This window comes from Streptomyces sp. NPDC052040 (assembly GCF_044548405.1).
Lineage (GTDB): Bacteria > Actinomycetota > Actinomycetes > Streptomycetales > Streptomycetaceae > Streptomyces.
This window is the reverse complement of record NZ_JBIUBV010000009.1, coordinates 125839-147676: the sequence shown is the minus strand read 5'-3', so window position 1 is coordinate 147676 and position 21838 is coordinate 125839. Positions and strand designations below refer to the sequence as shown.

The window sequence follows — 21838 nt, the reverse complement described above, 5'->3', positions numbered from 1 at the left end:
ACCGGGCCGGTCGGACGGCGGGGGGCAGCCGTCCACCATGCGGGCCACGGCGTCGGGCAGTGGGACGGGCCGGACGGGCGTCAGGGGGTCGCGCGGCCGGAAGGGGGTCGCGCGGCCGGAAGGGGGTCGCGCGGCCGGAAGGGGGTCGCGCGGCCGGAAGGGGGTCGCGCGGCCGGAAGGGGGTCGCGCGGCCGGGTGTCAGAGGATCACATGCGGCAGGAACCGCGCGTACGCGTCGGTGACCAGGCCGGACGACTCGCGGATGCCGAGTCCGGCCGACTCGTCCCCCACGACCCAGGCGCCGAGGACGACATGGTTGCCGTCGAAGGACGGCAGGGGTGCCAGCTCCTGGTAGCAGCAGGGCTCTTCGGGGACGGCGGGGGCGGCGCCCGGCTCGTGGACCGTGACCCCCTCACCCTCGCGGCCCAGCAGCGGCTTGGCGACATAGCCGGTGGTGTCCGCCAGGTCCCGGGGGCCGTCGAGATGGGCCGGGAGCAGGTTCGGATGGCCCGGGTACAGCTCCCAGAGGACGGCGAGCAGTGCCTTGTTGCTGAGCAGCATCTTCCAGGCGGGCTCGATCCAGAGGGTGCTTCCGGTGCCGCCGCCGTTGTCGAGGGTGTCCAGGACATGGCCGCCGAAGCGGTCGTCGAGGAGCCACTCCCAGGGGTAGAGCTTGAAGCAACTGCGGATGAAGCGGAGCCGGTTGTCGACGAAGCGCCCGGAGAGGGCGTCCCAGCCGATCTCCTCCATGGAGATCCAGTCGGTGTCGAGCCCGGCCTGCTCGGCGGTCTCCTTCAGATAGGCGACCGTCATCAGGTCCTCGCCCAGCTCGTCCACGGAGGAGTGGGCGAAGTACAGCGGGCTGCCGGGCGGGAGCAGCCCGGACTGCTTCTCCCAGACGGCCACCAGGCGTTCGTGGAGCGAGTTCCACTGGTCGGCGCCCGGGAAGCGGTCCTGCATCCAGAACCACTGCGGGGAGGCCGCCTCGACCAGGGAGGTGGGCGTGTCCGCGTTGTACTCCAGGAGCTTGGCCGGGCCGGTGCCGTCGTAGCGCAGGTCGAACCGGCCGTAGACGGAGGGGAGTTCGGCGCGGCGGTGCCAGGCCTCGGCGACCGCGCGGGCGATCCTGGGATCGGTGATGCCGAGGTCCGCGAAGCGGTCCTGCTCGACGATGTGCGCGGCCGCCGCCAGGCACATGCGGTGCAGTTCCTCGACGGTCTCCTCCAGCGCCTCCACCTCGTCCAGGCTGAAGACGTAGTACGCGCTCTCGTCCCAGTAGGGGCGCAGGGAGCCGTCCGGGTGGCGGGTGAGGGGGTAGACGAGCCCCTGGGCCTCGACGGTCCGCTGCCAGTCGGGGCGGGGCTCGGTCCTGCGGCGTTCCACGGCTCTCAGCCGCCGGACTTGCCGTGGCCGCCGAAGCCGCCGCGGTCGACACCGCCGTGGCTTCCGCCGGACCCCTTGGACTTGGTGAAGGAGCCGCTCGTCACAAAGCCGCTCTTCTTCCTGCCGCCGTAGTACCAGACACCGTGCGAGGAGGTGCGCGAGGTGCAGTTCTTGTCGGCCACGACCTTGTAGCCCTGGCCGAGGGTGTAGCTGTCGCGGTCGACGCAGCGCCGGTCCGGGTCCGAGGAGCAGGCGGTGAGGGCGGCCGCGAGCAGCCCCATACCGCCGAGGACGACCGTGCCCGAGCGCAGTTGACGGCGTGTGTCCGCCATGTCCGTTTCCCCCGTCGAGTGAGTTTTTGTTGAGACCCCGGTGAGAGTCTCCGGCCCCAGACTAGAGAGCGGCCTTCCCCCGTTCGAGTGGACCCCTGCCCCCCGGCGGTCGCCTAGAGTCGCTTTGTGTTCTTTGGAATGGTGTGCGCGCTCGGCGCGGCGGTCTGCTTCGGTATGGCGACGGTGTTGCAGGCGGTCGCGGCCCGCGCGGCGGGGCCGGGCGCGGGCGGGGAGGCGGCGCTGCTGCTGCGGGCCCTCAGGCAATGGCGGTATCTGGCGGGGCTCGCGCTGGACGGTCTCGGCTTTCTGTTGCAGATCGCGGCGCTGCGGTCGCTTCCCATCTACGCGGTGGGCGCGGCGCTCGCGTCCAGCCTGGCGGTGACGGCGGTGGCGGGGGCGCGGCTGCTGGGGGTGCGGCTGACCGGGAACGAGTGGGCCGCGGTGGGAACGGTGTGCGCGGGGCTCGCCATGCTGGGCCTGGCCTCCGGGAGCGAGGGCGGCCGGGCCGGGTCCATGGAGCTGAAGTACGCGATGCTGGCGACCGCCGTGGCCGTGCTGGTGCTGGGCACGGCCGGGGGGCGGCTGCCCGGGCGGGCGCGGTCCCTGGTGCTGGGGCTGGGCGCCGGGTTCGGGTTCGGCGTGGTGGAGGTGTCGGTCCGGCTGATCGACCGGCTCGCGCCGTCCGCCCTGCTCGCCAACCCCGCGGTCTACGCGCTGCTGCTGGGCGGTGGCGCGGCCTTTCTGCTGCTGACCACGGCTCTGGAGCGCGGCTCGGTGACGGTGGCGACGGCGGGCATGGTCCTGGGCGAGACCGTGGGTCCGGCGGCGGTCGGGGTGGTGTGGCTGGGCGACCGGACCCGCGAGGGCCTGACCTGGCTGGCGGTGCTCGGCTTCGCCGTCGCCGTGGCGGGCGCCCTGCTGCTGGCCCGCTTCGGCGAGGCACCGGCGGCGGAGACACCTGCGGCGAAGGAACCGGCGGGACGGGCCTGACGGCCCTTCTGTCCCAGCCCCCCGCGGTCGCCGTCCCGCCGTTCACCGTGCCGCGGTCAGCGGCCCGTGGTCACGGCAGCACCCGGCACAGGGCCTGGAGTGCCGCCGTCCAGGCGTGGTCGGGTGGGGTGCCGTAGCCCACGACCAGGGCGTCCAGGGGTTCGGTGGACGCGTCGGGGTGGCGGAAGCGGGAGAGGCCGTGCACGGCCAGCCCCTGCCAGGTGGCGGCCCGGACCACCGAGGCCTCGGTGCCCGGCGGCAATTCGAGTACGGCGTGCAGACCGGCCGCGATGCCCCTGACCCGCACCCCGGGGGCATGCGCGGCGACCGCCTCGACCAGGGCGTCACGGCGGCGCCGGTAGCGCAGCCGGGCGGCGCGGACATGGCGGTCGTAGGCGCCCGAGACGATGAACTCGGCCAGGGTCAGCTGGTCCAGGGCGCTCCCGGCCCAGCCGCCGCCCTCCCGCACCGCGACCACCTCCGGCACCAGGGACGGGGGCAGCACCAGCCAGCCCAGGCGCAGCCCGGGGGCCAGTGCCTTGCTCGCGGTGCCCAGGTACACCACATGGTCAGGGTCGAGGTCCTGGAGGGCGCCGACCTGCTGGCGGTCGTAGCGGAACTCGCCGTCGTAGTCGTCCTCCAGGACCAGGCCGCCGCCGCGGCGGGCCCAGTCCACCAGGGCCGCCCGGCGCCCGGGCCCCAGCACCCCGCCCATCGGGAACTGGTGCGCCGGGTTCAGCAGCAGCGCCGAGGGTTTTTCCGGCACCTCCGCGCGGGTCCCGAGGGCGTCGAAGGGGAGCGGGACCGTGCGCAGCCCCGCCCGCTCCACGATGGACCGGTGAATGTCCAGGCCGTACGACTCCACGGCCAGGGAGTCCGCACCGCGGCCGCGCAGCAGGTCGCCGAGCAGCTTCAGCCCCTGGGCGAACCCGGCGCAGACCACGATCCGTTCGGGGTCGGCGCGGACGCCCCGGACGCGGGAGAGATAACCGGCGAGCGCGGTCCGCAGTTCGGGGCGGCCCCGCGGATCGCCGTAGCCGAAGGCGTCGTTGGGCGCCGCGAGTAGGGCGCGGCGGGCGGCCTTGAGCCATTGCGCGCGGGGGAAGGAGGCGAGGTCCGGGGTGCCCGGCACCAGGTTGTACGGGAGGCGTCCGGGGTCGCGCGGCCGGGGCGCCGCCGGGTCCGGCGGACCGGGCGCGGCGCGCTCCGCCACCCGGGTGCCCGAGCCCTGGCGCGCGGTGAGCCAGCCCTCGGCCACCAGATCGGCGTAGGCCTCGGCGACCGTGTTCCGCGCGATGCCCAGGTCGGCCGCGAGCGCCCGGGAGGAGGGCAGCCGGGTGCCGGGGGCGAGACGGCCGGTGCGCACGGCCTCGCGCAGGGCGTCGGTGAGGCCTCGGCGCAGGCCCGGGCCGCTCGGCTTCAGATAGAGGTCGGCGCCCAGAGTGGCCCAAGGATTCCCCATGGAAATGGACCATACTCCTGGGCTGCTTCGCTTCTAGGGTCGAAAGCATGACGACGAACCACAGCACCGCCACGCAGAACAGCGCCACCACCGCCGGGGCCCCCGCGACGGACGCGCCCTACGCGCCCGAGCACACCCCCCGGCTGAACTGGGCCCAGCACGCCCCCGAGGTCTACCGGGCCATGGTCCGGCTCGACGCGGCCGCCGGGAAGGGCCTCGAACCGAAGCTGCGCGAGCTGGTGAAGATCCGCGCCTCCCAGCTCAACCACTGCGCCTTCTGCCTCGACATGCACACCAAGGACGCCCTCGCCGCGGGCGAGAGCGTCGAGCGGATCGTGCAGCTCAGCGCCTGGGAGGAGTCGCGCCACTTCTACACCGAGCAGGAGGTCGCGGCGCTGGAGCTGACGGAGGCCGTCACGGTCCTGACCGACGGTTTCGTGCCGGACGAGGTGTACGAGCGGGCCGCCCGCCACTTCGACGAGGCGGCGCTGTCCCAGCTGATCGCCGCGATCGCGGTGATCAACGCCTGGAACCGGTTCGGGGTGACGACCCGCGCCGTGCCGGGCCGCTACACGCCGGGGCAGTTCGCGTGAGTCCGCGCGGGATCGCACGATCCCGCCTGACGGCCGCGTGGGACGCCCGGCGCTGAGAGCCGGGTCCCGCCGGCCCGCAGCTGCCGCGAACCGGGGCTCGCGGCAGCTGCGGGGGGGGGGACGGTCAGGACAGCCAGGCCTTCCAGGTGGCGGGGTGGCTGTCCACCCACTTCTTGGCGGCCTCGTCCGGGCTCAGCTTCTGATCGGCGATCATCAGCGAGACCTCGTTCTGGTCCTCGGTGGTCCAGTGGAACTTCTTCAGGAAGGTCGCCGCCTTGCCGCCCTTCTTGGCGAAGTCCGTGTTCAGGAACTTCTGGAGCGGTGTCTGCGGGTAGGCGCAGGTGATCTTCGCCGCGTCCTGGTCGCAGCCCTCCTTGTACGCCGGCAGCTTCACCTCGGTCATCGGGACCTTCTTGAACAGCCACTGCGGCGTGTACCAGTACGTCAGGAAGGGCTTGTGCTCCTTGGCGAACTGCCTCATCTGGGTGATCTGCGCGGCCTCGGAACCGGCGAACACCACCTGGTAGTTCAGCTTCAGGTTGTTCACCAGCGCCTTGTCGTTGGTGACATAGGACGGCGAGCCGTCCATCAGCTGGCCCTTGCCGCCGCTCTCCGCGGTGCGGAAGAGGGAGGCGTACTTGTTGAGGTTGCGCCAGTCCGTGATGTCCGGGTGCTGCTTGGCGAGGTAGGTCGGAACGAACCAGCCGATGTGGCCGGTGACTCCGAGACTGCCGCCGGGGGTGATGGTCTTCTTGTCCTCGACGTACCGCTTCTCCTGGTCCGGGTGGCCCCAGTCCTCCAGGATGGCGTCGACGCGGCCCTGGCTGAGGGCGTCCCAGGCGGGGATCTCGTCGACCTGGACGGTGTCGACCCGGTAGCCGAGCTTGTGCTCCAGGATGTACTGGGCCACGGCCACGTTCGACTGCGCGCCCACCCAGGACTGCACCGACAGGGTCAGCGACTTGGAGCCCTGGGCGTTCGCGAACGGCGAGGCCTGCTTGGTCATGTCGGCCGCGCCGCAGCCGGTGGTCAGCGCCAGCACGGCGACGGCGGCGGTCAGCATCTTCGTACGCGTACGAGCCATGTCACGCTCCCTTCTTCGCGCGGCGCTCGGTCGGCTGCGTCACCCGGTCCAGCATCAGGCCCAGGCAGACGATGGCCGCACCGGCCACCAGACCGGTCGCGAGGTCACCCCGGGCGAGGCCGAAGATGACGTTGTAACCGAGCGCGCCACCACCGACCAGACCGCCGATGATGACCACGGCCAGGACCAGGACCACGCCCTGGTTGAGCGCGAGCAGCAGCGCCGGGCGGGCGAGCGGAAGCTGCACCTGGCGGAGCTGCTGGGCGCTGGTCGCGCCGAGCGAACGCGCCGACTCCAGGGCGGCCGGGTCGACCTGGCGCAGGCCCTGGGTGGTGATCCGGACGACGGCGGGCAGCGCGTAGACGATCGCCGCCACGACGGCGGGCGCGCGGCCGACGCCGAACAGCGCGACCACCGGGATCAGGTACACGAACTGCGGCATGGTCTGGAAGACGTCCAGGACCGGGCGCAGCAGCCGTTCGAAACGGCCGCTGCGGGCGGCCGCGATGCCGATGCCGAAACCGAGGACGAGGGTCACGGCGACGGCCGCGAGCACCTGGGACAGCGTGTCCAGGGACGGGCTCCACACCCCGAGCACCCCGGTCCCGGCCATCGCGAGGACGGCGGTGAGCGCGGTGCGCCAGGTGCCGATCAGCCAGGCCAGCGCGGCGACGATGAGCAGCACCGACCACCAGGGCAGCCCCTGGAGCCCGGAGCGCACCGGGTCCAGGATCCAGGTGGTGAAGTGGGCCGCCCAGTCGGCGGTGCCGCCGATGTAGGGGACGCCCGAGTAGAGGTGGGCGGTCATCCAGTCGACGACCCGGTTGACCGGCTCGGCGATCTTCAGGGTCAGGCCGTCGGGCCAGTCGAGCTGTCCGGCGAAGCGCGCGGCCAGGGCGGCGGCGACGGTCGCGACGGCGGCGTAGGCCCATCCGGCGCGGCCGCGGGGCTGCTCGGCCTCGGTGCCCGCGGCGCCGGTGACCCGGTCCAGGACGACGGCGAGCAGCACGATCGGGATGCCCGCGGCGAGCGCGGCGCCCACGTCGACGGAGGCGAGCGCCTGGTAGACGCGGTCACCGAGACCGCCGGCCCCGATCACGGAGGCGATGACCGCCATGGACAGCGCCATCATGATCGTCTGGTTGAGGCCGAGCAGCAGTTCCTTGCGGGCCAGCGGCAGCCGGGCGGTGAACAGGCGCTGGCGCGGGGTGGTGCCGAGCGACTCGACGGCCTCCAGGACCTCCTTGTCGGCTCCGCGCAGGCCCAGCGCGGTGAGCCGGGCCATCGGCGGGGCCGCGTACACGACGGTGGCGAGCACGGCCGCGGGCACACCGATGCCGAAGACCAGGACGACGGGCAGCAGATACGCGAAGGCGGGCAGCACCTGCATGGTGTCGAGGACCGGGCGCAGCGCGCGGAACGTACGGTCCGACAGTCCGGCGGCGAGGCCCAGCAGCGCGCCGAGCAGCACCGAGACGAGGACCGCGACCACCATCAGCGCGAGGGTCTGCATGGTGGGCTCCCACATCCCGAGCACACCGCAGGCGAGGAACGCCGCGGCCGTGCCGAGAGCCAGCCGGACGCCCGCTGCGCGCCAGGCCAGCAGCCCGGCGGCGGCCGTCACACCCGCCCAGCCCGCGGCGAGCAGCACCAGGTAGACGGCGCGCACGGACAGGACCACGGCGTTGCTGATGTAGCCGAAGAAGTACAGGAAGAGGGGGTGGCTGTCCCGGTTGTTGATGATCCAGTCGCTGGCCGAGGACAGCGGCTTGGAGAGGTCGACGGTCAGGGCGTGCGGCCAGGTGCCGCTCGCCCAGTGGGCGTTGGCCAGCGGGACGAGGACCGCGGCCACGACCGCGAGCAGCAGCAGCTTGCCGACAGCCCGGTGCCTGAGCAGGCCGGGGGTCGCGGACTTCGGAGCGGTGGCGGTGAGAGTGGCCATTACGCCACCTCCTCGGCCTGCTCCGTTCCGGTCACGGTGCCCCGCCCCGTCCCGCGCGCGGCGCCCTCGTCGGTTGCGGCTGCGGCCGCGGTGCTCTTGGCCTTGGCGTCCGCGTTCGCGGCGCCTTCGGTCTTGGTGGTCACGTCCGCGGCACTCTCGTCGGCGCCGGGCAGCGTGCCCTCCGTGCCGGCCACGACGCCCAGCAGGCGTTCGTGGTCGACGACGCCGACGCAGCGGCCGTGGTCCATGACACGGGCGGGGGCACCACTGCGGGCCACCGCCTCGATGGCCTCCGAGACCGTCGCGTCCGGCGACACCGCCGGGCCGCCGCCGGCTTCCTGGGCGGACGCGGCGCGCATGGCCGAGCGGACGGTCAGGACCTGCTCCCGCGGTACGTCACGGACGAACTCGCGGACGTAGTCGTCGGCCGGGGAGCCCACGATCTCCTCGGGGGTGCCCAGCTGCACGATCCGGCCGTCGCGCATCAGGGCGATGCGGTCGCCCAGCTTGAGGGCCTCGCTCAGGTCGTGCGTGATGAAGACCATCGTGCGGCCCTCCTCGCGGTGCAGCCGCACGACCTCCTCCTGCATGTCGCGCCGGATCAGCGGGTCCAGCGCGCTGAACGGCTCGTCGAAGAGCAGCACCTCGGGGTCGACGGCGAGGGCGCGGGCAAGTCCCACACGCTGCCGCTGACCGCCGGAGAGCTGGCTGGGGCGCCGCTGTTCCATGCCCTCCAGGCCGACCTTGGCGACGAATTCGGCGGCGCGCTCGCGGCGTTCGGCCCGTCCGACGCCCTGGATCTCCAGGCCGTAGGCGATGTTGTCGAGGACCGTGCGGTGCGGCAGCAGACCGAAGTGCTGGAAGACCATCGCGGCGCGGTGGCGGCGCAGCTCGCGCAGCCGGGTCTTGTCCATGGCGCGGACGTCCTCGCCGTCGATGGCGATGGTGCCCGAGGTCGGCTCGATCAGCCGGGTCAGACAGCGCACGAGGGTCGACTTGCCGGAGCCGGACAGGCCCATGACCACGAAGACCTCGCCCTTGCGGACGTCGAAGGAGACATCGCGGACGGCGGCCGTGCAGCCGGTGCGTTCGCGCAGCTCGGCGACCGGCAGCGCGGCCAGTTCGGGGTCCTCGGGTATCCGGGCGGCCTTGGGTCCGAAGACCTTCCAGAGGCCGTCGACGGAGAAGACCGGGGCGTCGGATTCGTCGGTGGGCGGCTTACGGGTGGGAACTGTGAGTGCCATCAGGCCTCACCTCCGAGGAGATCGGCGGCCTTCTCCCCGACCATGAGTACCCCGATCATCGGGTTCACGGCGGGAATGGTGGGGAAGACGGACGCGTCGGCGATGCGGATACCGTCCAGGCCGCGGATCCGCAACTGAGGATCGACCACGGCGAGTTCGTCGTTGGCGGCGCCCATACGGCAGGTGCCGGCCGGGTGGTACACGGTGTGGGCCACCTTGCGTGCGTAGGCGCTGAGCTCCTCGTCTCCGGTGATCTCCGGGCCGGGGCACACCTCCCGCTTCAGCCAGCCGGCGAGCGGCTGGGTCTTGGCGATCTCGCGGGCGATGCGGATGCCGTCGACGAGGGTGCGGCCGTCGTAGTCGTCCTCGTCGGTGAAGTAGCGGAAGTCGAGCGCGGGCTTCTCGGCCGGGTCGGCGCTGGTGAGGTAGAGGCGGCCGCGGCTCTTCGGCTTGGGGATGTTCGGGGTCATCGAGACGCCGAACTCCGGCCGCTCGTAGCCCAGTCGCTCCGGGTTGTCCGTGAACGGGATCTGGTAGAAGTGGAACATCAGGTCCGGGCCCGGGCTCTCGGGGTCGCGGCGCACGAACAGTCCGGCGTCGCTGTCCATCGCGGAGTTCTCCGGGATCGGTCCGTGCGTCTCCCACACGATCACCGACTCGGGGTGGTCGAGCAGGTTCTCGCCGACGCCCGGCAGGTCGAGGACGACCGGGATGCCGAGCTTCTCCAGGTCCGCCTTGGGACCGATGCCCGAGTGCAGCAGCAGCCGCGGGGAGTCGACGGCACCGGCGCAGAGCACGACCTCGCGCCGGGCGCGTACGAGGATCTCCTCGCCGTCCTTGGTGCGCACGTGGACGCCCTGCGCGCGGGTGCCGTCCAGCTCCAGCTTGTGGGCCCAGCTCTCCAGCAGGATGGTGAGGTTGGGGCGCTGGTCCATCACCGGGTGCAGATACGCGACCGAGGCGCTGGAGCGCTTGTTGTTCTCGGGGTGGTAGGCGAGGTCGAAGAAGCCGGTGCCCTCGGTGAACGGCTTCTTGTTGAAGCCCTCCACGCGCGGCACGCCGAGGGCCGACTGGGCGGCGTCCACGAAGTCGCGGGCGATGGCGTTCCGGTCCTTCTCGTCGACCGGGACGATGTTGTTGAGGAGCCGGGCGTAGTACGCCTCCATCGGGACGGCGCCCCAGCCCTCGGCCCCGTTCGTCTCCCACTCGTCCCAGTCGGACGGCAGCGGCTTGAAGGCGATCAGGGTGTTGTGCGAGGAGCAGCCGCCGAGCACCCGGGCGCGGCTGTGCCGGATGTGGGAGTTGCCGCGGGGCTGTTCGGTGGTCGGGTAGTCGTAGTCCAGTTCACCGCCCAGCAGGCCCATCCAGCGGCGCAGGGTGAGGACGTCGTCGCGGTCCACGTCGCTGGGGCCGCCCTCGATGACGGCGACGGTGACATCCGGGTTCTCGGTGAGCCGGGAGGCGATCACGGAACCCGCGGTGCCGCCGCCGATGACGACGTAGTCGTACTCGTGCGTGGTCGGGTGCATGGGGAACTGCTCCAAAAGTGCTGTGCGGTGGGGGGAGGGGAGGGCGCGCGGCCGGGGTCAGCCCGCGAACCAGCGGACCGGCTTGGGGGCGAGGTTCTGGTAGACGTGCTTGGCCTCCCGGTACTCGGCGAGGCCCGCGGGCCCGAGTTCGCGGCCGACACCGCTCTTGCCGAAGCCGCCCCATTCCGCCTGCGGGAGGTAGGGGTGGAAGTCGTTGATCCAGACGGTGCCGTGGCGCAGCCGTCCGGCGACGCGGCGGGCGCGGCCCGCGTCGGAGGTCCAGACGCCGCCGGCGAGGCCGTACTCGGTGTCGTTGGCGAGCGCGACCGCCTCGTCCTCGGTGCGGAAGGTCTCCACGGTCAGGACGGGTCCGAAGACCTCCTCGCGGACGACCTTCATCTCCCGGTGGCACGCGTCGAGCACGGTGGGCTCGTAGAAATAGCCGCCGGCCGGGCGGGTCTCGTCGGGCTGGGGGCGCTTGCCGCCGCAGCGCAGCACGGCGCCCTCGGTGAGGGCGGAGGCGACGTAGGACTCGGTCCTGGCGCGCTGCTGGGCGGAGACCATCGGGCCGCACTCGACGCCCTTCTCGGTGCCGCGGCCCAGGCGTATCAGCTCCGCGCGGCGGACGAGTTCGGTGACGAAGCGCTCACGGACGGACTCCTCGATGATCAGCCGGGATCCTGCCGAGCAGACCTGGCCGCTGTGGATGAAGGCGGCGTTGAGGGCCTGGTCGACGGCGGTGTCGAAGCCCTCGTCGGTGGCGCAGGCGTCGGCGAAGACCACGTTGGGGTTCTTGCCGCCGAGTTCGAGGGCGACCTTCTTCACGCCGACGGCCGCGGCCTGGGCGACCTTGGTGCCGCTGACGAGTCCGCCGGTGAAGGAGACCAGGTCGACGTCGGGGTGCTCGGCGAGGCGGGCGCCGACCGAGTGGCCGGGGCCGGTGACGATGTTGGCGACCCCGGCGGGCAGCCCGGCCTCGGCCAGCAGGTCGATCAGGGCGATGGTGGTCATGGGGGTGATCTCGCTGGGCTTGATCACAAAGGTGTTGCCCGCGGCGAGCGCGGGAGCGATCTTCCAACTCGCCTGGAGCAGCGGGTAGTTCCAGGGGGTGATCATGGCGCACACGCCGACCGGCTCATGGACGACGACGCTGTGGACATCGGGCGAACCGGCGTCGACGACGCGGCCCGCGCTCTCCCCGGCGACCAGGCCCGCGAAGTAGCGGAAGGCGTCGGCGACGCAGTCGATGTCGACGCGCCCCTCCTCCACGGTCTTGCCCGCGTCCCGGCTCTCCAGCAGGCCCAGCTCTTCGCGGTCGCGTACGAGGAGATCGGCGACGCGGTTCAGCAGCGCGGCGCGCTCCGCGACGGGGGTGTGCGGCCAGGGGCCCTCGTCGAAGGCGCGGCGGGCGGCCGCGACGGCCACATCGGTGTCCCGCTCGTCACCCTCCGCGACCAGGGCGAGCAGCGCGGCGTCGGCGGGGTCGAGGATCTCGCGCGTGGCGCCCGAGAGCGCCGCGCGCCACTCGCCCGCCGCGTGAATGGTCTGTACTGCCTGCCGTGCCTGCTGTCCGGCCATGATCGGTATTGCCTTCCGTTCCTGTTCGGTCGCCCGGTGTGACCCGTGGGCCACCCCCCACTGGGCGGCGTGCGCCTGCCCCTCGAACGGGAATGCATGCATCCGGGTGACCGAAAGTGCTCCGCGTCACTGAAAATGCGGTCGAAAAGGGTGAAAAGTACGCTGAGCCTGAGCTACTGCTGGAGGTGACGCGATGTTCCGGACGCAAGGCTTCACGATCGCGACGCGTGCGACGGTGACGGCCGCGACGATGGGTCTGCTGTTCTCCCCGGTCCTGGGCGGCGTGTCGTCCGCCCGGACCGGCGGCGACCAGAGCCCACAGCAGCTGGCCGCACAGGCGCAGGGCGCGCTACGGAAGGCGACATCGGTCCGGATCCACTACGAAGACCGCAGCGCCGCCGCGGCGAGCAGCATCACGGTGCCCTCGGCGATGAACCTGGCGCTGGACCGCAGCGGCAACTGCGCCGGCACTCTGAGCCTAGGACGCCAGGGCGGCATGGTCCAGATCGTCAAGCGGGGCACCGATGTGTGGCTGAAGCCGAACACGGCGTTCTGGACGGCGGAACTGCCGGGCGACCGGGGCGCCGCCGCGGCCCGGGAGTTCAAGAACCACTACATCCACGGCTCCACGACCAACATGGTCTTCAGCGGTGTGGTCAACGCGTGCAGCCTCCAGGATCTCCAGGCGGCCGCGACGGCGACACCGCCCGCCACCCTGAAGGAGGGCCTCGCGACGACCGTGAACGGCACCCGGGTGGTCCCGCTGTCCTTCCGGACCAACGGGACGACCTCGACGCTCTACGTCACCACGGGCGCCCCGCACCGGCTCTACCGCGCGGCCCAGAAGGGCCCCGGCACGGACCTGACCCTGACCTTCACGGACTACAACGTGCCGGTCCCGGCCAAGGTCCCGCCCGCGAGCCAGTCACTGGACGTCTCCCGGCTCCAGGGCCTGCTGAACACGGCCTGACCCGGTACACGGCCTGGCCCGGTACACGGCCTGGCCCGGTACACGGCCTGGCCCGGTACACGGCCCGCCTTCCGGCCGGGGGGAGCCCCGGTCAGAAGGTGGGCCACTCGGCCGCCAGGCGGCGGACGCAGTCGCGCAGCCAGGCGTGCGCCGGGTCGGCGTCGTGGCGCGGATGCCAGGCGAGAGCCAGGTGCAGCGGCGGCAGCTCCAGCGGCACCTCGAAGACGGCAAGGCCCAGCTCCGCCGCGAGCGGCAGCCCCCAGGAGCCGATCAGACCCACCAGATCGGTGTCGCGGAGGACGAAGAGCGAGGCCGGATAGGTGCCGACGGTGCCCACCACCCGGCGCTCCAGACCCAGGTCGGCGAGGGCGGCGTCCACCGGGCCGTGCAGGCGGCCGCGGCGGGAGACGATCAGATGGTCGGCCTCCGTGGCGAACCGCGCGGCCGTCAGCTCCCCGTCGAGCAGCGGATGCCCCGCCCGTACGACGCCCAGCATGCGGTCTTCGAACAGAGGTTCCACCAGCACCTCGGGCTCCTGCGCGTCCACCACCCCCACCTCCAGGTCGGCGGTGCCCCGGCGCAGCAACGGGACGTCCACATGGCTCTCGCCCAGGAAGCGGATGCGGATGCCCGGAGCCTCCTCGGCGGCGCGGGCGAACAGGGGCGCGCCCAGGGAGGCGGCGATCGCGTCGTGCCCGAGGATGGTGAAGGTCCGGCTGACGGTTCCGAGGTCGGCGTCGCGGCCGGGCACGAACAGCGCCCGGGCCCGTTCCACCACCGCGCTCACCTCGGCGCGTACGGCCAGCGCGTGCGGGGTGGGCACCATTCCGCGCCCGGCGCGCACCAGGATCGGGTCGCCCAGCGCCTTGCGGATCCGGCCGAGGGTGCGGCTCATGGCCGGTTCGGACAGATGGAGCCGCCGGGCGGCGCCCTGGACGCTCTGCTCCTCCAGGAGGACCTCCAGGGCCGCCAGCAGATTGAGGTCGAGGTCCGAGGCCGATTGCGTCATACGCATCCATTCATTGCAAAGGTTGCACTGGAAAGCAGGTCGGCACCGAGCCTACGGTGACCGGGCAATCCCCCACCACACCGAAGCTCCCGGGAGGAGCCTTGCCCCCGCACGCCCTGAAACGGTCCGCCCTGCTGACCCTGTGCGCCTGCGTCCTGGTCGCGCAGAGCATGGTGGCGGCCATCAACCTGCTGATACCGCAGCTGAGTTCGTCGCCCCTGCATCTCTCGCACAGCGAGATCCTGTGGACGGTGGACGCGTATGTCATCGTCTTCGCCGGGCTGCTGATCCCGGCGGGGGCGCTCGGCGACCGGCACGGCCGCAAGGGTGCCCTGCTCGCCGGGCTCGCCCTCTTCGCGGCGGGCGCCGCCACCAGCGCCTGCGCGACCGTGCCCGCCGTCCTGATCGCGGGCCGCGGCCTGTCCGGCGCGGGTGCCGCCCTGATCACCCCGGCGACCCTGTCGATCCTGATCCATCTCGCGGCCCCGGAGCACCGGCCCCGGGCCATGGCCTCCTGGACCCTCGCCATCGGACTCGGCGGCCTGGCCGGGAATCTCGGCGGCGGTCTGGTGGGCCAGTTCCTGTCCTGGCGCGCCCTGTTCGCGGTGATGGTCCCGCTGGCCGCGCTGCTGGCCCTCACCGTCACGCTCGCCGTCCCGCGCACCGACCGCTCGACGCGGAGCAACCCCGATCCCGGCGGCACCCTGCTGCTGACCGCCGGTCTGGTCGCCGTCCTCTTCGGCATCATCGAGGGCCCCTCCTACGGCTGGGCCTCGCCCCGCATCCTGGGCGCGTTCATCGCGGGGGCCCTGCTGGTCGCCCTGTTCACCACGCACGCGCTCCGCTCGCGCACCCCGCTGTTCGACCCCCGGGTCTTCGCCTCGCGGACCCTGCGCGCGGCCACCCTCGGCACCGCCACCGGCTTCTTCGGCCTGTTCTCCCTCTTCTACGTCAACTCGCAGTACCTGCAAGAGGTCAAGGGCTACGGCGCCGCCCTCACCGGATGCGCGATCACCCCGCTGACCATCGGCATGGCGCTGATGCCGCGGTTCGCCGCCCGCTGGGGGCACCGTCCCCGGGCGGTCATCGGCGGCGGTCTGGCGCTCATCGGCCTCGGCCTGCTCGGCGCGTCCACCGCGGACGCGGCCACCCCCTACTGGGCGTACGCCTGCTGGCTGCTCGTCATCTCGGCGGGAACCGGACTGTCCATGCCCGCGCTGACCTTCGGCGTGGTCACCTCGCTCCCGCCGCACCAGGCCGGTCTGGGGTCCGGACTCGGCACCTCCGCCCGGGAGATCGGCGCGGCCCTCGGGGTCGCGGTCACCGGCACGGTGCTGGCGGGCCGTCCCGACCTCGCGCACGGCATGGGCCCGGCGCTGCGGACGGTCGCCCTGGCGGTGCTGGCCGCGACGGCGCTGGTGGTGGCGGGCTACGGCACCCGCAGCCGCGGCCCTGCGACCGCGGGGCCGGTGCCGTCGCCGTCGCCGTCGCCGTCGGTGCGCTCGTGACGCGGAGCCCGGATGCGGTCGTGTTCCGCGGCCTGGGGCGGCGGTCGGCCGCCCCCGGCCGGGCGGCCGACCGCCGCGGAAAGACGGCAGGCCCCGTCCCGGAAGAGAACCGGGGCGGGGCCTGTCGTGCGGTCGCCGGGCGAGCCGGGCGGACCGGAAGGGATCAGAGGAGGCCGAGCGAACGGACCGCGTCGCGCTCCTCCGCCAGCTCCTGCACCGAGGCGTCGATGCGGGCGCGGGAGAACTCGTTGATGTCCAGGCCCTGGACGATCTCGTAGCGGCCGTCCTTGGTGGTGACCGGGAAGGAGGAGATCAGGCCCTCCGGGACGCCGTAGGAGCCGTCCGACGGGATGGCCATGGAGGTCCAGTCGCCCTCGGCCGTGCCGTTGACCCAGGTGTGCACGTGGTCGATGGCGGCGTTGGCGGCGGAGGCGGCCGAAGAGGCGCCGCGGGCCTCGATGATGGCGGCACCGCGCTTGGCGACGGTCGGGATGAAGTCCTCGGCCAGCCACTTCTCGTCGTTGACGACCTCGGCGGCGTTCTTCCCGGCGATCGTGGCGTGGAAGATGTCCGGGTACTGGGTGGCGGAGTGGTTGCCCCAGATCGTCAGGCGCTTGATGTCGGCGACCGTGGAGCCCGTCTTCTTCGCGAGCTGGGTCAGCGCGCGGTTGTGGTCGAGGCGGGTCATCGCGGTGAAGCGCTCGGCCGGTACGTCCGGGGCGGCGGCCTGGGCGATCAGCGCGTTGGTGTTGGCCGGGTTGCCCACGACCAGGACCTTGACGTCGTCCGCGGCGTGGTCGTTGATGGCCTTGCCCTGCGGCTTGAAGATGCCGCCGTTGGCCTCCAGCAGGTCACCGCGCTCCATGCCCTTGGTGCGGGGGCGGGCGCCGACGAGGAGGGCGACGTTGGTGCCGTCGAAGGCGACGTTCGGGTCGTCGCTGATCTCGATGCCCTGAAGGAGCGGGAACGCGCAGTCGTCGAGCTCCATGGCCGTGCCCTCGGCGGCCTTCAGCGCGGGGGTGATCTCCAGGAGGCGCAGCTTGACCGGCACGTCCGCGCCGAGCAGCTGGCCGGAGGCGATGCGGAAGAGCAGTGCGTAGCCGATCTGGCCGGCCGCGCCGGTGACGGTGACGTTCACGGGAGTGCGGGTCATGGCGTTCTCCGTAGGACAGCTGGCGGTGGGGCGTCGTCGCCCCGGGGTGCGGGATCCCCGCCGCCGGCTCGTGACCGGCGCCCGCCGCGATGATCGATCAAGGGTAGGGGCGACCGATCTCTTGGCGTCAAGAGAGATCCGCCCGTCAGGCTATCGCGCCTGTGTGACCCCGGGTTGCCGGGCCGGTGTGGCCCGCCCCACAACCGGCCATCGACAGGCGGTCGCCCCCTTCGGCGGATTCACCGGTTTCCCGGGGCGAAGGGGGCGGCGGCCGTCCGCTCCGTAGAGGGGGGACGGGCGGCGGCCGCCGCGGGGGGACGTCCAAGCCGGAAGAGACGGGCCCTTCCGGCGCGACCGGACTCCCGTGGGGGTACCGTCCGCTTGCCCCACGACGGCGGACTCATGCACGGCGGCGGCGAATCTTTTCGAGGGAGGGCGCGCGGGCCCAATCCGCACGCCTCGGAAGTCCGGGCCGTGAGCCTCCGTACGCGGGGGCGCCTCCGGCACCCGTCCGTGCCGGAGGCGGCAGCGGCCGCGCCCCGCCCGCTACCTGGTGCACCCCGTGCGCCCCGAGACCAGCGTCGCGCATGCCCGCGCGGCGGCCGGGTCCCGCACGGACAGCATGGGGGTGTAGGCATCCGTGTCCGCCGCCTCGTCGACCGTCCCGCTCTCCCGGCCGGACCCGCCCGCGGACACCTCGACCCGGTCGCCCCGCACCGCCCGGCTGATCCGCGCCCACACGGCCCCGCAGGTCCTGCTGTACCGGACCTCGACCAGGGCCGGGCCCACGAGGGCACTGCCGGTGCTCCGGGCCGAGGCACCCCCGCAGCCCATCGCCTCCGGGTCCTTCCCGGTGCAGCCCGCTCCGGCGCACCCGACCCCCGGGGGCAGCCGCGAGTGGGCGCTCGCCGAGGCCGCGGACGGCCCCAACGCCCCGGTGGACCCCCTGCCGTTGCCGCCGGTGGCCAGGAAGACGGCACCAATCACCACGAGCGCCGCGACCATCCCCGCAAGGAACATCACGGGCCGCCCGCGCCAGGCGCCTCGGCTCCCGGGCGGCGGCCCGGGGGCTTGGGCCTCGTGCGGTGGCCCGGCGGCCCGGGTCTCGTGGGGCGGCCCGGCGGCCTCGGCCCCGTACGGCAGCCCGGCGGCCCAGGTCCCGGGCGGCGGCCCGGCAGCCTCAGCCTCGTACGGCTGCCCGGCGGCCTGGGTCCCGCGCGGCGGTCCGGCTGCCTCGGTTCCGTACGGCGGCCCGGCGGCCCGGGTCCCGGGCGGCGGCGGCCCGGCGTCCGGGGCGGTCCGGGCGGAGGGCCCGGACTCTGTGTCGGGGCGCGTCTGCGAGCGTTTCCAGGCGTGTTCGGCCCTCTCCCACAGGAGGACCAGCGGGGCGGGGTCGGTGCCGGTCGCCTCGGCAAGGGCCAGGACGGCCCCCTTCGGCGCGAGCAGCCGCGCGCCCAGGTAGCGGTCCCAGGACGGCTTGTCGTAGCCCGTGCGGTCGGCCAGCGCGAAGAGGCCGAAACCGCCGTGGTCCACGAGCCGCCGCAGCTGCTCCGTGAATTCCCTTGTCCGTGGATCGAGTTCCTCGGGCAGAGCCTTCCAACGAGGCATCGCTTCCCCCTCAACTCCCCTGGGGCGAGGGCGCGCGGTCCGTCCCCGGTCCTCCCCGGAAGTCACGTTAGCCCCGCCCCGGCACCCATTCGGCGCCGTCCGCGAACTTGTCCGCGTATCGACGCCACGGGCAACCGCCGGGGCGCAGCGGCCTCACCCCAGGGCGACGACGCCGGCCAGGGCGACGACCAACAGGGCCAGCAGGGCCAGGAGCGCGACGAGCAGCAGCCGCCGCCCGGGGGCGGGCCGGGGCGCGGACACCTCCGCGGGCCGCTCCCACCACGGAACCGTCGGATCGTCCTCGTACCCCCCCGGCACCGGATCCGGCACGGACCCCGGCACGAAGTCGGGCACGGGCCCCGGCATGGACCCCGGCCCTGCTCCCGGCATGGGACCCAGCCCAGGCCCCGGCACGGCCCCCAGCCCGGGTCCCCGCCCGGGAGCGGCCGCAGGACCGGCAACAGGTGCAGCCACGGGAGCGGGCTGGCGGGGCCAGGCGTGCACGGCCAGTTCCCAGCGCACCCCGAAGCGTTCGGCCTCCTCGTCCGGGATCCCCGCGACCCGGCACAGCGCGGCGACCGCGTGCCGGGGCGGCGGCTGGACCGCGTTGAGATAGCGCTGCCAGGACGACTTGCTGTACGCGGTGCGCGCGCCGAGGGCGACGAGGCTGAGCCCGGTGCGGTCCTTCAGCAGCCTTAACTGCTCCACGAAGTGCCGTACCTCCGACGGCAGACCGTCCGGCAGGGGCTGCCAGGCGCTCATCGCTCTCTCCTCCGCTCACCCGCCCGAAGGCGTCCACCCGCTCGATTGACGGCGCCAGGGCCCCAGTCGGTTCCGATCCGGGCCGGTCGGGGCCGGTCCGAGCCGGTCCGAGCGGGTCCGCGCGGGTCCCGGGCGGGTGGCGGAGGGGTGCACGGCGAACGCAAGACAGCGGAATGGTCACCTCCATGCCACAGCGGGCGGCCGGGTGTTGAACGGTCCGCGCATCTGCACAAGGGTGGTGTGCCGGGCGCCCGGCCTCCCACGGGGGAAGAGGCCGTGCGCCCCTCCGGGTCCCCGCCCGCGCGGGCCCGGACACGACGACGGCGGGCCGCCCCTCCCCCAGGAGGAACGGCCCGCCGTGCTGTCCGTGCGGGGCCCGGGGCCCGGTCCGCGGTCTCAGGCGCGGACCGTGAAGTGCAGGGTGTCGTCCAGGAACGGTATCTCCAGCCAGGGATCGGGCTGGGCCATCATCGCGAGCAGCACGATGGCGAGGCCCAGCACCCCGTAGGTCACCATGTCGGTGAAGCGGGACCGCACCGCGAGCATGCCCACATCGGGCAGCGTCCAGCGCATCACGGCACCGCCCAGCAGCGCGAGGCCGATCAGGATGGTGCCGAAGCGGAACGCGTCCAGCGCGGTCACCAGCAGCCCGATTCCCACCAGGGACAGCACCGCGAGGATCGGCCACTGCCGGGCGGGCGCGGGCGCGCCCTTGGGCGCGGCCCGGCCGCCGCCCTCGGGCCGCGCGGTGTCCCGGGTGATGCGCGGGAACCGCCGGGTGGTCCGCACCGGACGCCCGGAGGCGTCGGGGGCGCTGACCGCGTCCCGCACCTCGGGCTCCGTACCGGCCGCGGGCCGCTCCTCGGTGTCCTTCTCCCGGGTGCCCCGGGGCTCGCCGTCAGCCGACACTGCGCTCCGCCGCCTCGACCACGTTGACGAGCAGCTGGGCACGGGTCATCGGGCCCACACCGCCGGGGTTCGGGGAGATCCAGCCCGCCACCTCGGCCACGCCCGGGTGGACGTCGCCCACGATCTTGCCCTCGGCGCTGCGGGAGACACCGACGTCGAGGACTGCGGCGCCCGGCTTCACGTCCTCGGGCCGGATCAGATGGGCGGAGCCCGCCGCCGCGACGATGATGTCGGCCCGGCGCAGATGCGCCGAGAGGTCACGGGTGCCGGTGTGGCACTGGGTGACCGTGGCATTCTCGCTGCGCCGGGTGAGCAGCAGCGGCATCGGGCGGCCGATGGTCACGCCCCGGCCGACCACCACGACCTCGGCGCCCTTGATCTCCACGCCGTAGCGGCGCAGCAGGGTGAGCACGCCGTTGGGGGTGCAGGGCAGCGGCGCCGGCTCGTTCAGCACCAGGCGGCCGAGGTTCATCGGGTGCAGCCCGTCGGCGTCCTTCTCCGGGTCCATCAGCTCCAGGATCCGGTTCTCGTCGATGCCCTTGGGCAGCGGCAGCTGCACGATGTAGCCGGTGCAGTCCGGGTCCTCGTTCAGCTCGCGGACGGCGGCCTCGATCTCCTCCTGGGTGGCCGTGGCGGGCAGCTCGCGCTGGATGGACGCGATGCCGACCTCGGCGCAGTCGCGGTGCTTGCCCGCGACGTACTTCCGGCTGCCGGGGTCGTCCCCGACCAGGATCGTGCCGAGCCCGGGCGTGACCCCCTTCTCCTTCAGCGCCGCCACGCGGGCGGTCAGATCGGACTTGATCGCGGCTGCGGTGGCCTTGCCATCGAGAATCTGGGCGGTCATGGCTCCCATCCTCCCGGATGACCCGCCCCGGGTTCCAATCCGGTGCGCAACCCGCCGCAACCCCGGCCCTCCCGGCCCTTCCCACCCGTGATCACGGAGGTTGCGCTTGCACAACACCTGTGAAAAGCCGCTGGACAAAGGGACGAGCGGTTGAGAACGATGAAGGGCGGTGCCGCGGGCAGTATCCGGGGGGACGGACCGCAGCTGTAGAACATTCCTCCGACCCCTGCCGCGCTCGTCCCGCAGTTGAGCAGACGGAGGAAAAGACCGCACATGAGTTTCGGCGAACCGAACAGCCCCTACGGCCCCCCGCCCCCGGGCCAGCAGCCGGACTACGGCTACCCGCAGGGCCAGCAGGGGTACGGCCACCCCCAGGGCCAGCAGCCCGGCTACGGCTATCCCCAGGCCCCGCCCGTCCACGGGGGCTACGGCCAGCCGCCCTTCCCGACGGCCATGCCCAGCACGGTCTCGACCGCCCGGGTGCTGCTGTGGGTCATCGTCGGCCTCCAGCTGATCGGTGCGGCCCTCTTCGCGGTGGCGGCGGCCAGTGTGCACGCCGCCAAGAACGACGCGCAGCTGAAGGACAACACCAACTTCCAGCACCTCGCCGACTACTCGACCGGCTGGCTGTGGGCGGCCACGGTGTTCGCCCTGGCCTGGGCGGTCTTCGCGATCGTGCTGGCGGTGAAGTTCAACACCGGCGGCAACGGGCTCCGGGTCGCCGTTCTGGTCTTCGCGATCATCACCGCGATCCTCGGCATCTACCCGTTCATCGTGGTGGGCCTGCTCCACACGGTGCTCGCCATCCTCATCGCCGTCTTCGTCGGCAACACGGGCGGCGCCTCCTGGTTCAACCGCCCCAGGCAGCCGTCGTACTGACCCGGGACCTGCGCACTGCGGCCTCCGGCTCCCCCGAGGGGAGGGCCGGAGGCCGCAGT

The 21838-nt window shown here is 73.1% G+C and carries 19 protein-coding genes; 5 read left to right on the top strand and 14 right to left on the bottom strand.

Going from position 1 to position 21838, the window contains the following annotated elements:
- Window positions 1-198: 198 nt before the first annotated feature.
- Both ACIHAA_RS19795 and ACIHAA_RS19790 read right to left on the bottom strand, forming a co-directional pair.
- Entirely contained in the window at window positions 199-1383 is a 1185-nt protein-coding gene (locus ACIHAA_RS19795; protein WP_399818786.1) for a glutathionylspermidine synthase family protein, read from the bottom strand.
- A gap of 5 nt (window positions 1384-1388) precedes the next feature.
- Window positions 1389-1715 carry a hypothetical protein gene (locus ACIHAA_RS19790; RefSeq protein WP_399818784.1) on the bottom strand — a complete coding sequence of 109 codons (327 nt, stop codon included), beginning with the start codon at window positions 1713-1715 and terminating at the stop codon, window positions 1389-1391.
- Between the two features lie 138 nt (window positions 1716-1853).
- On the opposite strand from ACIHAA_RS19790, the gene ACIHAA_RS19785 reads away from it, so the two are divergent.
- A complete protein-coding gene (locus ACIHAA_RS19785; protein ID WP_399819083.1) occupies window positions 1854-2705 on the top strand; it encodes a hypothetical protein in 852 nt (283 codons plus the stop codon).
- A gap of 70 nt (window positions 2706-2775) precedes the next feature.
- On the opposite strand, the gene ACIHAA_RS19780 is transcribed toward ACIHAA_RS19785, so the two are convergent.
- Window positions 2776-4167: a PLP-dependent aminotransferase family protein gene (locus ACIHAA_RS19780; RefSeq protein ID WP_399818782.1), complete on the bottom strand. Its 1392-nt coding sequence runs from the start codon at window positions 4165-4167 to the stop codon at window positions 2776-2778.
- A 47-nt stretch (window positions 4168-4214) separates the two neighbouring features.
- Between ACIHAA_RS19780 and ACIHAA_RS19775 the strand changes: the two genes are divergently transcribed.
- Window positions 4215-4760, top strand: coding sequence for a carboxymuconolactone decarboxylase family protein (locus ACIHAA_RS19775; protein ID WP_399818780.1), 546 nt, complete (start codon window positions 4215-4217; stop codon window positions 4758-4760).
- Window positions 4761-4884: 124 nt separating this feature from the next.
- Here the strand turns inward: ACIHAA_RS19775 and ACIHAA_RS19770 are convergent, their stop codons facing one another.
- Genes ACIHAA_RS19770 through ACIHAA_RS19750 form a run of 5 tightly spaced genes read right to left on the bottom strand, consistent with a single transcriptional unit; the run spans window position 4885 to window position 12137 of the window.
- The gene (locus tag ACIHAA_RS19770) at window positions 4885-5844 is read right to left on the bottom strand and encodes an ABC transporter substrate-binding protein (protein ID WP_399818778.1); all 960 of its coding nucleotides are present in this window, start codon (window positions 5842-5844) and stop codon (window positions 4885-4887) included.
- 1 nt (window position 5845) lies between these two features.
- Entirely contained in the window at window positions 5846-7786 is a 1941-nt protein-coding gene (locus tag ACIHAA_RS19765; RefSeq protein ID WP_399818777.1) for an ABC transporter permease, read from the bottom strand.
- On the bottom strand, window positions 7786-9030 hold the full coding sequence (locus tag ACIHAA_RS19760) for a glycine betaine/L-proline ABC transporter ATP-binding protein (RefSeq protein ID WP_399818775.1): 1245 nt from the start codon (window positions 9028-9030) through the stop codon (window positions 7786-7788). The genes ACIHAA_RS19765 and ACIHAA_RS19760 overlap by 1 nt, the downstream gene beginning before the upstream one ends.
- Window positions 9030-10559: a GMC family oxidoreductase gene (locus ACIHAA_RS19755; protein WP_399818773.1), complete on the bottom strand. Its 1530-nt coding sequence runs from the start codon at window positions 10557-10559 to the stop codon at window positions 9030-9032. Before ACIHAA_RS19755 ends, ACIHAA_RS19760 begins: the two co-directional genes overlap by 1 nt.
- Window positions 10560-10616: 57 nt before the next feature.
- Window positions 10617-12137, bottom strand: a complete 1521-nt coding sequence (locus ACIHAA_RS19750; protein WP_399818771.1) for an aldehyde dehydrogenase family protein — start codon at window positions 12135-12137, stop codon at window positions 10617-10619.
- 193 nt (window positions 12138-12330) lie between these two features.
- Here ACIHAA_RS19750 and ACIHAA_RS19745 point away from each other — a divergent pair, with 193 nt between their 5' ends.
- Window positions 12331-13107 carry a hypothetical protein gene (locus ACIHAA_RS19745; RefSeq protein WP_399818769.1) on the top strand — a complete coding sequence of 259 codons (777 nt, stop codon included), beginning with the start codon at window positions 12331-12333 and terminating at the stop codon, window positions 13105-13107.
- A 91-nt stretch (window positions 13108-13198) separates the two neighbouring features.
- Here ACIHAA_RS19745 and ACIHAA_RS19740 read toward each other — a convergent pair whose 3' ends face one another.
- On the bottom strand, window positions 13199-14122 hold the full coding sequence (locus ACIHAA_RS19740) for a LysR family transcriptional regulator (protein ID WP_399818767.1): 924 nt from the start codon (window positions 14120-14122) through the stop codon (window positions 13199-13201).
- Window positions 14123-14217: 95 nt separating this feature from the next.
- On the opposite strand from ACIHAA_RS19740, the gene ACIHAA_RS19735 reads away from it, so the two are divergent.
- Window positions 14218-15624 carry an MFS transporter gene (locus ACIHAA_RS19735; protein ID WP_399818765.1) on the top strand — a complete coding sequence of 469 codons (1407 nt, stop codon included), beginning with the start codon at window positions 14218-14220 and terminating at the stop codon, window positions 15622-15624.
- A gap of 163 nt (window positions 15625-15787) precedes the next feature.
- On the opposite strand, the gene ACIHAA_RS19730 is transcribed toward ACIHAA_RS19735, so the two are convergent.
- The 5 genes from ACIHAA_RS19730 to ACIHAA_RS19710 all read right to left on the bottom strand — a co-directional run bounded on the left by ACIHAA_RS19730 (window position 15788) and on the right by ACIHAA_RS19710 (window position 20900).
- Entirely contained in the window at window positions 15788-16777 is a 990-nt protein-coding gene (locus tag ACIHAA_RS19730; protein ID WP_399818763.1) for a malate dehydrogenase, read from the bottom strand.
- 546 nt (window positions 16778-17323) lie between these two features.
- The gene (locus ACIHAA_RS19725; protein WP_399818762.1) at window positions 17324-18385 is read right to left on the bottom strand and encodes a DUF2690 domain-containing protein; all 1062 of its coding nucleotides are present in this window, start codon (window positions 18383-18385) and stop codon (window positions 17324-17326) included.
- 153 nt (window positions 18386-18538) lie between these two features.
- Window positions 18539-19147: a helix-turn-helix domain-containing protein gene (locus ACIHAA_RS19720; RefSeq protein ID WP_399818760.1), complete on the bottom strand. Its 609-nt coding sequence runs from the start codon at window positions 19145-19147 to the stop codon at window positions 18539-18541.
- A gap of 396 nt (window positions 19148-19543) precedes the next feature.
- On the bottom strand, window positions 19544-20056 hold the full coding sequence (locus ACIHAA_RS19715; RefSeq protein WP_399818758.1) for a DUF3017 domain-containing protein: 513 nt from the start codon (window positions 20054-20056) through the stop codon (window positions 19544-19546).
- The gene (locus tag ACIHAA_RS19710; protein ID WP_399818756.1) at window positions 20046-20900 is read right to left on the bottom strand and encodes a bifunctional methylenetetrahydrofolate dehydrogenase/methenyltetrahydrofolate cyclohydrolase; all 855 of its coding nucleotides are present in this window, start codon (window positions 20898-20900) and stop codon (window positions 20046-20048) included. The genes ACIHAA_RS19715 and ACIHAA_RS19710 overlap by 11 nt, the downstream gene beginning before the upstream one ends.
- Before the next feature lie 273 nt (window positions 20901-21173).
- Here ACIHAA_RS19710 and ACIHAA_RS19705 point away from each other — a divergent pair, with 273 nt between their 5' ends.
- Window positions 21174-21779, top strand: coding sequence for a hypothetical protein (locus ACIHAA_RS19705; RefSeq protein WP_399818754.1), 606 nt, complete (start codon window positions 21174-21176; stop codon window positions 21777-21779).
- The last annotated feature ends 59 nt before the right edge of the window (window positions 21780-21838 follow it).